This window comes from Streptococcus mitis, assembly GCF_003942795.1.
Lineage (GTDB): Bacteria > Bacillota > Bacilli > Lactobacillales > Streptococcaceae > Streptococcus > Streptococcus mitis_BJ.
This window is the reverse complement of the sequence record NZ_RJNY01000003.1, coordinates 28,682-44,623: the sequence shown is the minus strand read 5'-3', so window position 1 is coordinate 44,623 and position 15,942 is coordinate 28,682. Positions and strand designations below refer to the sequence as shown.

Annotated in this window: 16 protein-coding genes and 1 riboswitch; of the genes, 5 read left to right on the top strand and 11 right to left on the bottom strand. The window is 43.1% G+C overall.

What is annotated here, in order from left to right; all coding sequences use genetic code 11:
- Positions 1–54: 54 nt before the first annotated feature.
- From D8847_RS02175 to uvrA, 9 genes are all read right to left on the bottom strand, one after another.
- Positions 55–1,305 carry a bifunctional folylpolyglutamate synthase/dihydrofolate synthase gene (locus tag D8847_RS02175; protein ID WP_125840464.1) on the bottom strand — a complete coding sequence of 417 codons (1,251 nt, stop codon included), beginning with the start codon at positions 1,303–1,305 and terminating at the stop codon, positions 55–57.
- A gap of 309 nt (positions 1,306–1,614) precedes the next feature.
- Complete coding sequence (locus D8847_RS02170) at positions 1,615–1,920, bottom strand: DUF1292 domain-containing protein (protein WP_000017624.1); 306 nt, start codon at positions 1,918–1,920, stop codon at positions 1,615–1,617.
- 15 nt (positions 1,921–1,935) lie between these two features.
- Positions 1,936–2,355, bottom strand: coding sequence for a Holliday junction resolvase RuvX (gene ruvX, locus D8847_RS02165; protein ID WP_002876031.1), 420 nt, complete (start codon positions 2,353–2,355; stop codon positions 1,936–1,938).
- 3 nt (positions 2,356–2,358) lie between these two features.
- Entirely contained in the window at positions 2,359–2,625 is a 267-nt protein-coding gene (locus D8847_RS02160; RefSeq protein ID WP_000507059.1) for an IreB family regulatory phosphoprotein, read from the bottom strand.
- 86 nt (positions 2,626–2,711) lie between these two features.
- Positions 2,712–3,281, bottom strand: coding sequence for an SP0191 family lipoprotein (locus D8847_RS02155; protein WP_125840463.1), 570 nt, complete (start codon positions 3,279–3,281; stop codon positions 2,712–2,714).
- A 66-nt stretch (positions 3,282–3,347) separates the two neighbouring features.
- Positions 3,348–3,746, bottom strand: a complete 399-nt coding sequence (gene spx, locus D8847_RS02150) for a transcriptional regulator Spx (RefSeq protein ID WP_000591165.1) — start codon at positions 3,744–3,746, stop codon at positions 3,348–3,350.
- 134 nt (positions 3,747–3,880) lie between these two features.
- Positions 3,881–6,541, bottom strand: coding sequence for a magnesium-translocating P-type ATPase (mgtA, locus tag D8847_RS02140; protein WP_125840462.1), 2,661 nt, complete (start codon positions 6,539–6,541; stop codon positions 3,881–3,883).
- Positions 6,542–6,736: 195 nt separating this feature from the next.
- Positions 6,737–6,888, bottom strand: a riboswitch (M-box (ykoK) riboswitch).
- A 55-nt stretch (positions 6,889–6,943) separates the two neighbouring features.
- The gene (locus tag D8847_RS02135) at positions 6,944–8,005 is read right to left on the bottom strand and encodes a M24 family metallopeptidase (RefSeq protein WP_125840461.1); all 1,062 of its coding nucleotides are present in this window, start codon (positions 8,003–8,005) and stop codon (positions 6,944–6,946) included.
- Entirely contained in the window at positions 7,998–10,829 is a 2,832-nt protein-coding gene (gene uvrA, locus D8847_RS02130; protein WP_125840460.1) for an excinuclease ABC subunit UvrA, read from the bottom strand. Before uvrA ends, D8847_RS02135 begins: the two co-directional genes overlap by 8 nt.
- Before the next feature lie 137 nt (positions 10,830–10,966).
- Between uvrA and D8847_RS02125 the strand changes: the two genes are divergently transcribed.
- The 5 genes from D8847_RS02125 to D8847_RS02105 all read left to right on the top strand — a co-directional run bounded on the left by D8847_RS02125 (position 10,967) and on the right by D8847_RS02105 (position 14,648).
- Positions 10,967–11,911, top strand: coding sequence for a magnesium transporter CorA family protein (locus D8847_RS02125; protein ID WP_000815618.1), 945 nt, complete (start codon positions 10,967–10,969; stop codon positions 11,909–11,911).
- Between the two features lie 11 nt (positions 11,912–11,922).
- Positions 11,923–12,600, top strand: coding sequence for a DUF1129 domain-containing protein (locus D8847_RS02120; RefSeq protein ID WP_185757903.1), 678 nt, complete (start codon positions 11,923–11,925; stop codon positions 12,598–12,600).
- A gap of 15 nt (positions 12,601–12,615) precedes the next feature.
- A complete protein-coding gene (locus D8847_RS02115; RefSeq protein ID WP_125840458.1) occupies positions 12,616–12,963 on the top strand; it encodes a TfoX/Sxy family protein in 348 nt (115 codons plus the stop codon).
- A 313-nt stretch (positions 12,964–13,276) separates the two neighbouring features.
- Positions 13,277–14,311 (top strand): S66 family peptidase, encoded by a 1,035-nt coding sequence (locus D8847_RS02110; protein WP_125840457.1) that lies wholly within the window; start codon positions 13,277–13,279, stop codon positions 14,309–14,311.
- A gap of 73 nt (positions 14,312–14,384) precedes the next feature.
- Positions 14,385–14,648: a SemiSWEET family transporter gene (locus tag D8847_RS02105; RefSeq protein WP_000166112.1), complete on the top strand. Its 264-nt coding sequence runs from the start codon at positions 14,385–14,387 to the stop codon at positions 14,646–14,648.
- An 82-nt stretch (positions 14,649–14,730) separates the two neighbouring features.
- On the opposite strand, the gene D8847_RS02100 is transcribed toward D8847_RS02105, so the two are convergent.
- Positions 14,731–15,294 (bottom strand): DNA-3-methyladenine glycosylase I, encoded by a 564-nt coding sequence (locus D8847_RS02100; protein WP_125840456.1) that lies wholly within the window; start codon positions 15,292–15,294, stop codon positions 14,731–14,733.
- Between the two features lie 9 nt (positions 15,295–15,303).
- The gene (ruvA, locus tag D8847_RS02095) at positions 15,304–15,897 is read right to left on the bottom strand and encodes a Holliday junction branch migration protein RuvA (protein ID WP_125840455.1); all 594 of its coding nucleotides are present in this window, start codon (positions 15,895–15,897) and stop codon (positions 15,304–15,306) included.
- Positions 15,898–15,942 lie beyond the last annotated feature (45 nt).

Sequence of the window (15,942 nt, the reverse complement as noted above, 5' to 3'; positions counted from 1 at the left end):
TGAAATCGTTTTTGAATTTTCCTATCCCCAGTATAGCAACTTAAATCTAGAAGGTCAACTAATCTCATGATCTCCCACCAAACCCGCTCGTACTTCCGAGATAAAATAGAGAGAGCCCGTCACAAAAAGCAAGTCCTGATTGTTGGCATTTTCTTCAAATTTGCTGATAAAATCACGATAAGAGTCAACCAGTTTATAACCAGAAACATCGCTTTCTTCTAGAGATCCTTGGTAGTCAAAGCCTGTTACCTTAAGTTCCACCTGAGGTAACTGCTCAGATAGATAGCCCAACATTCCTTGATAATCTTTGCGTTTAAGGGCACCAAAAAGGATGCAGACTTGATAGCCTTGTTGGATTTTTCCTTGGATAAACTCTACCAGACGAATCAAGGCTGGCAGATTGTGAGCCCCATCTAGGTAGATTTGCGGGCGAATTCGTTCCAATCGACCTGCCCAGTGGGTCTCCTTCAAAGCCTGTCTGACAAGCTCTTCTTCGACACCTTCCTCTCTTGACGCCATAAACAGAAGAAAAGTTTCTAAAGCCAAGGCGGCATTTTCTTGCTGATAGGCACCTTCCAAACCGATTTCAAGCTGGGAAAAGCTTGCTAGGCTACTTGAAAAATGCCCAGCTTTCAAGGTGAAGTCTTGCCCAGTTTGATAAAGTTCAGCAGCTAACTCTCTCGCTGTATTTTGACAGACAAGTTTAGCTTCTGGAGCGAGCTTAGCAATGACCGCCTTCTTTCCAGCCCTGAAAATACCAGCTTTCTGCTCGGCTATTTCCTCCAGACTATCGCCCAAGGTCTCCTGATGATCTAGACCAATCGAAGTAATAACTGCAATCTCGCCTGTTACGACATTAGTGGTGTCAAGCAAACCACCAATCCCCACCTCTAGCAGGACTAGATCCACTCCCTGCTCTTTAAAGTAAAGCAAAGCAATCAGGGTCAACAACTCAAAGAAAGACAATTGATCATGTGTTTCTAAGAGAGTTTTCTCCATCTCCTTGACCTGGTTAGCTATACGGACAAAGTCTTCCTCTGCGATTGGTTGCCCATTAATACAGATTCGATCATGGATACTGACGATATGAGGAGAGGTAAAAGTACCAACTTTTTTACCATGAGCAACAAACAACTCTCTCATAAAGGCAATAGTTGACCCCTTACCGTTAGTCCCTGTTACGTGGATAATGGGATAAGTCTCCTCAGGATTCCCCAACAAATCCACAGCTCGCTGCATTCGTCCAAGACCAGATCTAAAGTTTAAACCAATCCGACTATGAAGCCATTCTTCTACTTCAAACATACATGTCTCCTTAACAAAAGTCCAATCAACTACCGCATCAAAGTATGATTACAAATAAAAAGCGAGGTTGGGACAAAAATCCCAACCTCTTACCTGGTTAGCTAATCACTAGCTACTATGAATTTCAACGTGGGCTAAAAACGTCCCCCGGACATTCCAACTCTTTCTAGTTTCTAGGAGTTGGGGTGATACAGTCTCCCAGACTTACCAGTTCTCTCTTATTTTAAGGAACTGGGGTAAAAACGTTCCCCGGATATTCCAACTCTTCCAATTTTTAGGAGTTGGGCTGATACAGTCTCCCAGACTGTATCACTCCTCCATAAAGCTGTTGAAGACTTCTTCAATCATGTTCCATTCGTCTTCTGAGTCTTCTGGGATTGGTTGCAATTCGCCTTCTGTTCCGTCTTCATTTTCGATGAATGAGTAAGCTTGGATTTCAACTTCACCATTTTCATCTTCTTCTGCGTTAACTGGCACTAGAAGAACATAGTTTTTACCAAATTCTTCTTTCCCGTCGATGGTCAAAAGGATTTCAAATAAAGTTTCATTTCCTTGCTCATCTACTAGTGTAATCAATTCACGTTCTTCGTGGTCATGGTTGTGATCGTGTGACATAGTTTCTCCTCTGTCTTAAAATTTTCTATCTAAATAATTTTGCAAAATCAGCTGAGCAGCCAACTTATCAATAACTTTCTTGCGTTTGTTACGGCTGATATCTGCTTGTTCAATCAACATACGTTCCGCAGCGACCGTTGTCAAACGCTCATCCTGATAGTCTACTGGCAAACCAAAGAGTTCTTCTAGCTTGGCACCATAGGCTTGACTGGCTTCTACTCGCGGACCGCTGGTATTGTTCATGTTTTTAGGCAGACCTACTACAAAGCGTTCCACCTTATAGCTGTCAACCAATTCCTTGATACGGTCAAAACCGAACTGGCCCTGATCCTCATTAATCTGGATGATTTCAAGTCCCTGAGCGGTGAAGCCTAGGGGATCGCTAATCGCTACCCCTACTGTTTTTGAACCGACGTCCAATCCCATAATTCTCATAGATTATAGATCGACTCCTTGTCCTTTAAGGTAGTAGCGTACCAATTCTTCAACAATTTCATCACGCTCATACTTACGGATTTGATTTCGTGCATTGTTGTAACGAGGAACGTAGGCAGGGTCTCCACTCAATACATAACCGACGATCTGGTTAATCGGATTGTAGCCCTTGTCATTCAAAGAAGCATAAACATCTGTCAATGTTTCGCTAATTTCTTTCTTATTGGAATCATCCAATTTAAACCGTACAGTTTCTTCAGTAAATCCCATTCTAACACCCTCTTTCCTTAGAATAGTACTATTATAGCACATTCCCTGACGTTCTACAAATAAGTCAGTCTATTTATTTGGATTTTCTATTGTTCTGTCGCCCCATTTGCCACTCTATCTGCAATATATTGGCTAGGTTCGTTTTTTAAGAGATTTTCAAGACCGATATTTTTTAAATATTCTAGCTGAGATGCCTTTTTGACATCCAATACTTGAAAATCATAAGTCGTTGTCGTCTGGATTTCTGTCTCGCTGAGTAGCTTGGTTTCCAGTGTAAATCCAGCTAGTTTGCGTGCTTCTTGGATGGTCTCATCCTTCTCTTCAGCTTCTAGAAGCGCTTTTTGCGTCTCCTCTAGGCCATTTCCAGAGATAAAGGTCTTGAGTTCATCCCCGACAGGTCGTTTTTGCTGAATGGTCAAGGTCAAAAACTGATTGCCTTTATAGGTAATGGTCTGAGTCTGCTGCGTTCCATTTTCTGACTTCGGCATCAACAGGGTCTTGGTGACAACCGTATTCTTTTCAGCATTGTCCAAAACGGGAAGGTTTGATTGGAGGGGTTCAGACGTGGTTGTGGAAGCAGCAGGGGTTTCCTTTTTTTGCCCACATCCCGCAAGCAAAAAGAGGAGAGCAAAACTAGCAATTAGTAACTTTTTCATAATTCCTCACTTGATTTTAAAACAAAAGAGCAAACAAGGCCAGGAGTCACTCCCAGCCTTGATGTTTTATAGAGCTGCACGTAGACGTGCTTCTGCATTTTCTACATTACGGACAGAGCGTGGCAAGAAGGCACGGATATCATCTTCTTTATAGCCGACTTGTAGGCGCTTCTCGTCAACGAGAATCGGACTCTTTAAGATTCGTGGTGTTTCCATGATTAAGTTGAGCACTTCATTGACACTCAAATCCTCGATGTCAACTCCAAGTGCCTTAGCGTAGCGGTTTTTTGACGAAACGATACTGGCAATTCCATTATCTGTTTTCGTTAGAATATCTAATAACTCTTCTCTTGTAATTCCTTCTTTACCGAGATTTTGTTCTTTATAACTTAACTGGTGGGCATTGAGCCAGGTTTTCGCTTTTTTACAGCTAGTACAACTTGAGACTGTATAAATTTTGATCATGTACCTACCCCTTTCGCTACATGTTACTATCAGTTTAGTCTATTATACCATAAAAAACATCCGACTTGCGACCTATTTTTAAAAAAATTTAACTTTTTTCGCGATTTTCGTACTTTTTTCTTGACAAATTCAATTTATAACCAACTTCTAAATTTTTTGATATAGATTCGTTTCACAACTGTAACACTTATCATATAAAGAATAATTATCAAAAGCANAAAGAGGAAATAAATTGGTTTCAAAGGGGTTAAATGAAGCAGGCCAGCAATTGAAGAATAGGGAAGGAAGGTCACAAAACTGGCTGCTAGCAAGGTTGTCCCAAGAACCAACCATGACGGACGGCTTTGTAAGAAAGGGAGTTTTGCTGAACGAAGCATATGGATGACCATGGTTTGGGACCACATGGATTCAATGAACCAACCTGTCTGGAACAGGATGATAAAGCCCGTTGCAGACTCTGCTCCGTGAACATAGGCTTGACCTGTCGTCATTGGGACAATGACAAAATAGAGCAAGATAAAGGTCAAAATATCAAAGGCAGAAGAAATCGGACCCATCCAAATCATAAAGCGAGTAATAGACTTGGCTTCCCACTTATGAGGATGTTTCAAAAAGTCTTCATCCACATTATCAAATGGCAAGGCAATGCAAGAAAGGTCGTAGACGAGGTTTAACACAATCAAGTGAATCGGAGCCATAGGGAGGAAAGGTAAAAAGATACCAGACACTAAGAGTGACAGAATATTCCCGAAATTAGAGCTGACCGTCATCTTGATATATTTGGTCATGTTGGCATAGACTTTGCGTCCTTCTACCAGCCCTTTTTCAAGCACCATCAAATCCTTATCTAGCAAAATGACATCAGCCGTTTCTTTGGCAATATCTACTGCTGTATCAACAGAAATTCCCACATCGGCTACTTTCATAGATGGAGCATCATTGATCCCATCTCCCATATAGCCGACACAATGTCCATTAGATTTGATTTGTAAAATGATTCGTGCTTTTTGATCCGGAGAGAGTTTAGCAAAGACAGTCACCTTCTCAACTGCTTGGGACAACTCTTCGTCCGTCATGGCATCAATATCAGAACCCAACAAGATTTGATCAACGTCTAAACCAACTTTTTCGCATACTGCTTGGGTTACCTTCTCATTATCCCCAGTCAAGATCTTGGTTTGAACACCATACTCTAATAAAGCTTGGATAGCAGGGGCTGCAGATGGTTTTGGTGGGTCTAGGAAGGCAAGATATCCTGTTAGAATCATCTCCTTTTCATCTTCAACAGAGTAAGCAAAACCTTCCTTTAAGCCTGTTTTATAAGCGACTCCCAAGACTCGTAAGCCCTGTTGATTGAGTTGGTCCACTTCTTTTAAGATTTCCACTCGGATATCATCCGTCAGAGGGCTAATCTGACCTTGATATTCCACATGGGTTGAAATCGCAAGCATCTCCTCTAAGGCACCCTTGGTTACCAAACTAACAGCTTCATTCTCATCCTTGACGATGACACTCATCCGTCTGCGTTCAAAATCAAAGGGCAATTCATCTATTTTTTGAAAGCTAGTATCCAAATTTTGTAGAATAGCGTGTTCTTTAGCTTCTTTTTCGGTTCTACTGATAATGGCACGGTCCATCAAGTTTTTCAAACCGGTTTGAAAGTAGGAATTGAGGTAGGCTCGTCTCAACACAGACAAATCCAAATCCCCATGTATATCCAAAGGATATTCAAGGACAATTTCGTCTTGGGTAAGTGTTCCGGTTTTATCCGTACACAGGATATCAATAGCACCTAGATCTTGTATGGCATTGAGTTTTTTGATAACGACTTTTTCCTTGGCCATGATAATGGAGCCTTTTGCTAGACTGGCCGTGATGATCATGGGAAGCATCTCAGGTGTAAGCCCGACACCCACGCTCAAAGCAAATACGCCAGCCTCTAACCAATCTCCATCCGTCAAACCATTGGAAAGAAATACGATGGGAACCATGACCAACATCAAACGGATTAAAAGCCAGGAGATACTGTTCATATCCCGTTCGAAAGAGGTGGGCTCGTCATAAGTATTGAGAGTCTGCTCTATTTCCCCCATCATGGTGTCATCACCGACCGCTAGAATCAAAGCCTTGGCGCTTCCTGATATCACGTTGGTTCCCATGAAGGCGAGCGCTTCTGCTTCTAGCAGACTATCAAAATTTGACTGACTCATTTTTGACAAAGCCAATTTTTCAACCGAATCACTTTCACCTGTCAAGCCAGACTGTTGAACAAAGAAATCACGTGATTCAATCAAAAGGAGGTCTGCTGGAATCATATCCCCAGCACTCAATTTGACTATATCTCCAACGACCAAATCTTCAATTGCGATCTCTAAACTCTGGCCTTCGCGAATAACCGTAGCTGTATTCACAATCATTTTTGAAAGATTGGTCGCAGCCTTGTCACTCCGCAATTCTTGGACAAAGCGTATGCCACCAGAGATGAGGACTAGGACAACGATGATGATAGAGGTCGTCGGATCTTCTTGTCCAGGCTTCGCCAACCAGACATTGGTCACCATGGAAATCATAGCGATGACAAGAAGGATGATTGTAAATGGATTGATAATAGATTCGTAAATCTTTTTAAGGATACTGTCTTCTTGACCCTTGGTGATGGTGTTTTCGCCATATAAATCACGATTCTTTTCTATCTGTTCCTCAGTTAAGCCAGTTAGACTTGTCTTATAAAAAGATAGAGTTTCGTTTAAAGGTGTGCGAATAGCTGTTGCTAATCTTTCTTTTGTAGTTTTCATTGGTTTCTCCTATCTGTATGAATGATGTGTTTCATACACAGAGACCAATCACTTTATAAGGGCAGAACGACACAAATCAGCGATTGGCTGTGTATGTGCGGTTCTGGGTGGTCGTCAATTTGCATCGTCTGTCTCCTTTCCCTGTTCTAAAACAGTAGAAAATCCTGCCATAAAATGGCAGGATTAAAAAACTAATTATCTGTTTTTTCGTTCAAGCTTTAACTCCATAGGGCAATGAAATGAGCTTAGTCTTGGCCTTCGCGACCAGGACTGTTGACCAACGAGTAGTGTCTCCACTGCTTTGCGGTAGTCATCCGTATCCCTATGGTAGCCTCACCTACCGTTTTCGTCTATCAGTATAAACCTTTAAAATATAAAAGTCAATGATTTATCTTAATTTTCTTAAATAACAATTAATTCCTTCGGCGCTAGAGTCAACAATTCGCAACCGTTATCTGTAATTAAGATATCATCTTCAATACGAACCCCGTATTTACCTTCAATATAAATACCTGGTTCATCAGTCAAGACCATACCAGATTTAATGACTTCTTTGGAAGTTTGGCTAAAATAAGGTTCTTCGTGGATATCCAGTCCGATACCGTGTCCGATACCATGGGTAAAGTAGTCGCCATAGCCTGCCTCGATGATAATATCGCGAGGGATTTTGTCAAAGTCACGGAAACCTAAGCCAGCCTTAGCTTGATCAATCAGAGCTTGGTTGGCTTTCAGGACAGTATTGTAAATCTCTGCCTGCTCGTCACTGACATGACCGAGGTAGATGGTCCGTGTCATATCACTGACATAGTGGTCGTAGAGACAGCCGAAGTCCATGGTGATGGCTTCGCCAAACTCTACTGGTTTGGGCATGGGATGGGCATGGGGTTTGAAAGAGTTGATACCACTTGCTAGGATCGTGTCAAAGGATAAGCCAAATGCTCCTAGCTCCCGCATACGGAAGTCAAGGAAGTTGGCAATCTCGATTTCAGTCTTTCCTGGTTTGATAAAGTCAAGTGCATCGCGAAAAGCTTGGTCTGAGATGGAACATGCCTTACGAATAGTCACAATCTCTTTCTCATCCTTAATCATACGGAGCGCTTCTACAAACTGAGTCTGTGGAAGCAAGTCAATTCCTGCAAAAGCAGCCTGCATACGGTGGTAATAAGAGACTGAAATCTCGTCTTCAAAACCGACGCGAGACAAGCCCATATCCTTAACAATGCCTGCAATAACAGCCAATTCATCGCGGTCAGCCACAATTTCAAAACCTGTTACTTCTTGCTTAGCTGCAATGATATAGCGAGAGTCTGTCACCAAGACCTGACGGTCACGGCTGATGAAGACTGTCCCGTTTGAGCCCCAAAAACCAGTCAAATAATAGACATTTTTAAGGTTATTGATAATGATGCCATCTAGTTCTTTTTCTTGCATTTTAGCTAGAAATGCTTGTACACGTTTATTCATGATGTAACTTTCCTTTCAAATAGTGTCCGGTGTAGCTGGCTTCGTTGGCCGCTACTTCTTCTGGGGTTCCTGTTGCGATGATGGTTCCACCACCGACACCGCCCTCAGGTCCTAGGTCAATAATATGGTCTGCTGTCTTGATAACATCTAGATTGTGCTCGATGACGAGGACTGTATTTCCATCGTCGACAAAGCGAGCCAAGACTTTAAGCAAGCGAGCGATATCCTCGGTATGAAGCCCTGTCGTCGGCTCATCCAGAATGTAGAAAGATTTTCCTGTCGAGCGTTTATGGAGTTCGCTAGCCAACTTCATACGCTGAGCTTCTCCTCCAGAAAGGGTAGTAGCCGGTTGCCCTAGCGTTACATAGCCCAACCCCACATCCTTGATAGTCTGAAGTTTGCGTTGAATCTTGGGAATGTGTTGGAAGAATTCCACCGCATCGTTGACGGTCATGTCCAAAACCTGCGAGATATTTTTTTCCTTGTAGTGAACTTCAAGGGTTTCACTGTTGTAGCGAGTCCCATGGCAAACTTCACAGGCAACATAAACATCTGGCAAGAAGTGCATCTCAATCTTGATGATCCCGTCACCCGAGCAGGCCTCACAACGGCCTCCCTTGACGTTGAAACTGAAACGGCCCTTCTTGTAGCCTCGTATCTTAGCTTCATTTGTCTGGGCAAAGAGGTCACGTATATCGTCAAAAACTCCCGTATAGGTAGCAGGGTTAGACCTTGGAGTCCGTCCGATAGGGCTCTGGTCAATGTCAATCAAGCGGTCTACATGCTCAATCCCTGTAATCGTCTTAAACTTACCAGGTTTGTCTGAATTACGGTTAAGTTTTTGAGCAATGGCTTTTTTGAGGATACTGTTGATTAAGGTCGATTTCCCCGAACCCGATACCCCTGTCACCGCAATGAATTTTCCTAATGGGAAACGAGCGGTGATATTTTGCAAGTTGTTCTCACGCGCACCTGTCACTTCGATAAAGCGACCATTTCCAGCACGGCGCTCGTCTGGTACTGGAATCGCACGTTTTCCTGACAAATACTGACCTGTTATGGACTTACTGTTGCGAGCCACCTGCTTGGGCGTACCTGCGGCAACAATCTCCCCACCAAAAACACCAGCACCGGGGCCAACGTCAATTAGATAATCCGCCTCACGCATGGTATCTTCGTCGTGTTCCACCACGATGAGAGTATTTCCCAAATCACGCATCTTCTTCAGGCTGGCAATCAGGCGGTCATTATCCCTCTGGTGAAGACCAATAGAAGGCTCATCTAGAATATAGAGTACACCTGATAAGTTGGAACCAATCTGGGTCGCCAAGCGAATACGCTGACTCTCTCCACCTGAAAGGGTTCCTGCCGAACGTGATAGAGTCAGATAGTTGAGGCCCACGTTATTGAGGAAGGTCAAGCGGTCCTTGATTTCCTTGAGAATAGGACGGGCAATGATGGCTTCATTTTCAGATAGAGTCAACTGGCTTACCAAGTCCAAGTGGTCTGCGATAGACAGGTCTGAGATTTCACCGATATGTGGTCCTTGCTCACCACCCACACGGACAGACAAGGCATGGTCATTGAGACGGTAGCCGTGACAAGTCCCGCAAGTCAACTCATTCATGTAGAGACGCATTTGGGTGCGCGTGTAATCACTATTGGTTTCATGGTAACGACGCTTGATATTATTGACAACCCCCTCAAACGGAATGTCGATATCACGCACACCACCAAATTCATTTTCATAATGGAAATGGAATTCCTTGCCATCTGAGCCGTAAAGAATCAAGTTCTTATCTTCTTCTGACAAGTCTTCAAAAGGCTTATCCATATCTACTCCAAAGGCTGTCATGGCCTGCTCTAGCATGTTTGGATAGTAGTTAGATGAGATAGGATTCCAAGGTGCCAAAGCCCCCTCACGTAGCGTTTTGCTGGCATCTGGCACTACCAAGTCAGTATCCACCTCCAGCTTGATGCCCAAACCGTCACACTCACTACAAGAACCAAAAGGAGCATTGAAGGAGAAGAGACGAGGCTCTAACTCTGGTACGGTAAAACCACAAACTGGACAGGCATAGTGCTCAGAGAATAGCAACTCAGAATCATCCATAGTGTCGATAATCACATAACCTTCTGCGATACGAAGGGCAGCCTCGATTGAGTCAAAGAGACGGCTACGAATGCCCTCCTTGATAACAATACGGTCGACTACGACATCAATATTGTGTTGTTTGCTCTTAGACAACTCTGGCACTTCGGTCACATCATAGACCTCCCCATCCACTCGGACGCGGACATAGCCGTCTTTCTGAACCTTTTCAATGATACTCTTATGTTGCCCTTTTTTCTTACGGATGACAGGAGCTAAAATTTGCAGACGTTGACGTTCTGGCAATTCCAAGACCTTATCCACGATTTGCTCTACAGAAGAAGCATTGATAGCCCCGTGCCCGTTGATACAGTAAGGCGTCCCCACACGTGCGTAGAGGAGACGCAGATAATCGTTGATTTCAGTCGTTGTTCCCACGGTCGAACGTGGATTTTTGCTAGTCGTTTTCTGGTCGATAGAAATAGCTGGGCTAAGACCGTCAATGGCATCCACGTCTGGTTTTTCCATATTGCCCAAGAACTGGCGAGCATAGGCTGACAAACTCTCCACATAACGACGTTGTCCCTCAGCATAGAGGGTATCAAAGGCCAGACTGGATTTCCCCGAACCCGACAAACCAGTCACGACAACCAGCTTGTCTCGCGGAATCTCCACATCGATATTTTTTAAGTTATGGGCACGTGCCCCATGAATCACAATTTTATCTTGCATCTTTGTTCTTTCTAGTCCATTATTGCTTTCCATTATACCAAAAAATATGAAATTCTATTACCCAAAAAGCTGTTTTTATAGTATAATAGTACGGTGCAAAAAATGAATCACTGAAATAGTAGGAAAGGATAGGGGATATGAAACAAGTTTTTCTCTCAACAACAACTGAATTTAAAGAGATCGACACGCTTGAACCGGGTACTTGGATCAACCTCGTCAATCCTACACAAAATGAATCGTTGGAAATTGCTAATGCCTTTGACATTGACATTGCCGACCTTCGAGCGCCGCTCGATGCGGAAGAAATGTCTCGTATTACCATCGAAGACGAGTATACTTTGATCATCGTGGACGTCCCCATCACAGAGGAGAGAAACAACCGCACCTACTATGTAACGATTCCGCTGGGAATTATCATCACCGAGGAAACCATTATCACTACCTGCTTGGAATCCCTCCCTGTTCTCGATGTCTTCATCAACCGCAAACTGCGTAACTTCTACACTTTCATGCGGTCACGCTTTATCTTTCAACTCCTTTATCGCAATGCTGAGCTTTACCTAACTGCCCTTCGTTCGATCGACCGTAAGAGCGAACAAATCGAAAGTCAACTTCACAAATCCACTCGAAACGAAGAGCTGATCGAGCTCATGGAATTGGAAAAGACCATCGTCTATTTCAAGGCCTCACTTAAGACGAACGAGCGCGTGATTAAGAAATTGACCAGCGCAACTAGCAACATCAAGAAATACCTAGAAGACGAAGACCTACTCGAAGACACTCTGATTGAAACCCAACAGGCCATCGAGATGGCAGATATCTATGGAAACGTCCTTCACTCTATGACAGAGACCTTTGCCTCTATCATTTCCAACAACCAGAACAATATCATGAAAACCCTGGCACTCGTGACCATTGTCATGTCTGTCCCGACCATGATCTTCTCAGCCTACGGGATGAACTTTAAAGATAATGAAATCCCTCTAAACGGTGAACCCCACGCCTTCTGGTTAATCGTCTTTATCGCCTTTGCTATGAGCGTTTCGCTCACTCTCTATCTCATCCATAAAAAATGGTTCTAAGAGGAATCCCTATGTCTCAGATTGATTTACAAAAACTAACCAAAAAAAACCAAGAGTTTATCCACATCGCTACCCAACAATTCATCAAAGATGGTAAAACAGACGCTGAAATCAAGGCTGTCTTTGAGGAAGTCATTCCTAAAATTCTTGAAGAGCAAGCCAAAGGAACGACCGCTCGTTCCCTCTACGGGGCCCCAACCCACTGGGCTCATAGTTTCACTGTCAAGGAGCAATACGAAAAAGAGCATCCAAAAGAAAATGACGATCCAAAACTCATGATTATGGACTCAGCCCTTTTCATCACCAGCCTCTTTGCATTGATTAGCGCTCTGACTACCTTCTTCTCTACAGATCAGGCTATGGGCTATGGGTTGATCACCCTCTTGTTGGTTGGGCTTGTAGGAGGACTTGCCTTCTACTTGATGTACTACTTTGTCTACCAGTACTATGGGCCAGACACAGATCGTAGCCAACGTCCTCCATTCTGGAAGTCAATCCTCGTTATCCTGGCTTCTATGGTCCTTTGGTTGGTTGTCTTCTTTGCAACAAGCTTCCTACCAGCCAACCTCAATCCAGTCCTTGCTCCATTGCCTTTGGCTATCTTGGGAGCAGCCCTTCTCGCCCTTCGCTTCTATCTCAAGAAACGTTTCAACATCCGAAGTGCAAGCGCGGGCCCATCACGTTATTAAGAAAAGTGAAAAGCTATGGCATATAGTCAATCCTTAGCTCAGCAGATTCGCAAAATTCTAGCACTCAAACTCCCTCCCCAAATTTTCGAAGAAGAGTTAGAAGAAAAGAAACTGTTTGGTGGCCTGGCCTTTATGATTCGTGGGAAAATGGTCCTTACAGTCAGTTCCAGAAAGGACGAGCTGGTTATGGTGAGAATTGGCAAAGAAATGGAAAAGCAAGTTCTACCCCGAACAGGGGCTCATACTACATTGATGAGAGGGAGACCTTATCATGGCTATATAGACCTAGATATCGAAGGTCAAAAAGAACTTTCTTACTGGATTGATTTAGCCCTCTCCTATAATCAAGAGTTGACCAAGTAACTCATATCTATCGAGATTAGAAAAACGAAAAGCAACTGCACAGGCGGTTGCTTTTTCACTTGCTTTCTTGAGATTCAATAGCACTTCTGAGTTTCATTCTTATAGTTTTCTCTCATCTTTTGTGATAAAATAGGCTCATACTCAATGAAAATCAAAGAGCAAACTAGGAAGCTAGCCGCAGGTTGCTCAAAGCACTGCTTTGAGGTTGTAGATAGAACTGACGAAGTCAGTAACATAGACACGGCAAGGAAAAGTTGACGTGGTTTGAATTTGATTTTCGAAGAGTATCAATCTATTTCTAGGAGGATGAGATATGATTTCTACTATTGGTATTGTTAGTTTGTCTAGTGGTGTTATCGGAGAGGATTTTGTCAAACACGAAGTCGACTTGGGTATCCAACGTCTCAAGGATTTGGGACTCAATCCTGTCTTTTTGCAACATTCGCTAAAGGGTTTAGACTTTATCAAGGACCATCCTGAGGCGCGTGCAGAGGATTTGATGCAGGCCTTTTCAGACGATAGCATTGACATGATCCTATGTGCCATTGGTGGAGACGATACCTATCGTTTGTTGCCCTACCTTTTTGAGAACGACCAACTCCAAAAGATTATCCAACCAAAGATTTTTCTTGGTTTCTCAGATACCACTATGAACCACCTTATGTTGCACAAATTAGGGGTCACGACTTTTTATGGGCAATCCTTTTTAGCAGACATTTGTGAATTGGACAAGGAGATGTTGCCCTATAGCTTTCACTACTTTAAAGAATTGATCAAGACAGGAAGAATCTCAGAAATCCGCCCTAGCGACCTTTGGTATGAGGAACGAACTGATTTTAGTCCCAAGGCCCTGGGAACAGCTCGTATCAGTCATGTAAATACAGGCTTTGATTTGTTACAAGGAAATACCCAGTTTGAGGGAGAAATTCTCGGAGGTTGCCTTGAATCTCTCTATGATATCTTTGACAATTCTCGATACGCAGATAGCACAGTTCTCTGCCAAAAATATAAACTTTTTCCTGACTTATCCGACTGGGAAGGAAAGATTCTTTTGTTAGAAACAAGCGAAGAGAAGCCTGAGCCGGAAAACTTCAAAAAGATGGTGCTGGCTTTGAAAGAAACTGGGGTATTTGAGGTCATCAGTGGACTCTTGGTCGGAAAACCTATGGATGAAACCTTCTATGACGACTATAAAGAGGCACTAATGAGCATCGTTGACAGCAATATCCCAATTGTCTATAATCTAAACGTTGGGCACGCCACACCAAGAGCCATTGTACCCTTTGGCGTCTATGCTTATGTGGATGCAAAAGAGCAAGTCATTCGCTTTGACTATAACAAAAAATAAACAATTTCTCCATTTTTATGCTTTTGTATTGATTTTCGCTAATTTCTATGATATCTTTTTGAAGGAGGTGTATATGACTAAACAAAAAATAAATCAAATTGTCGGTTCAATCGGGGCCTTTATCGGGATTATTGTATTTATCGCCTACATCCCACAAATTTTTGCCAATTTACAAGGCAACAAAGCTCAACCATTCCAGCCTTTATCCGCAGCAGTATCTTGTTTAATTTGGGTTATTTACGGATGGACAAAAGAGCCTAAGAAGGATTGGATACTAATTATTCCAAACTCAGCTGGCGTTGTCTTAGGTGGACTGACATTTCTTACTGCACTATAAAAATTACTAGCATATAATCAAAGAGCTGAGATGAATTTCTCAGCTTTTTCTATATTCTCAGATAGTTAGACGCTTGGACTCACTAACTTCCGCTTTTCCACTCACAATCATTCTCATGGTCATCAACCAGACCTGCAGCCTGAAGAAAAGATAAAACGGCAACTGGGCCTGTGAACTTGAAACCCCGTTTTTTGAGATCTTTGGCTAATTTTTCAGACAAGGCTGTTTTAGCAGGTGCCTGGCGATAGTCAGGAACATCATTCACAATAGTTTTCCCCTCAACAAAGGACCAGAGATAAGTATCAAAAGAGCCATAGGTTTTCTGGACTTGTAAAAATGCTTGGGCGTTGGCACGTGTCGCAAAGAGCTTGGCACGATTTCGGATGATGGCTGGATTCTCTAACAAGGCTTCCAACTCCCCATCTGTTATTTCCGCGACCGCCTGAATTTGATAGCCATGAAATACTTCTCGGAAAGCCTGGCGTTTGTTTAGTACCGTTTCCCAAGACAGACCAGCCTGATAAGTCTCCATACAGAGCATTTCAAAAAGAGCGCGGTCATCATGAAGGGGCTGTCCCCACTCCTGGTCGTGGTAGGCGATGTAGAGCGGATTGGTCATCTTGACCCACGAACAACGTTTTGGCATACTCTTCTCCTATTTTACCAACATTTTAAGGGCCGACTTGATATAGTTCTCAGCTGTATCTGTCGTTCCTTCAAAGAATTTCTTGATTTTCTTGAGCTCAGTCGTCTTGTAGCCCAATGCCAACATGGCTTCCATAGCTTCTTCCAGTTCTTGGTTTTCAGCGCTGGTTTGCACTGAAACTTTGGCAGGAAGGTCATCACTAGCCACGACTACCTTGCCTTCCAAGTCCAGCACCATCTGTTGGGCTGTTTTCTTGCCAATTTTAGGGAACTTGGTCAAGTAGGTAATGTTCTTAGTCTCGATCGCCTGAACCAAGCCAGCATTGTCATCGGCTGCGATAATAGCCAAAGCTGATACAGGTCCAATCCCTGAGACCGAAATCAGACTGAGGAAGAGTTTTTTCTCATCTTCTGAGCGAAAGCCGTAAAGCAGATGGGCATCCTCACGGACAACTTGGTGCACATAAATTTGGGTTTCTTGATTAACCTGACCTGAGTAGGCATAGGGATTGGCTACATGCAGGATATAACCGATACCATTCGCCTCTAGGACAATGTATTTAGCAGTGATTTTGGTAATGATTCCTTTTAGATATTCGTACATAGTTTTTTCTCCATTATTTTGCCTATCTAGTATACCATATTTCCC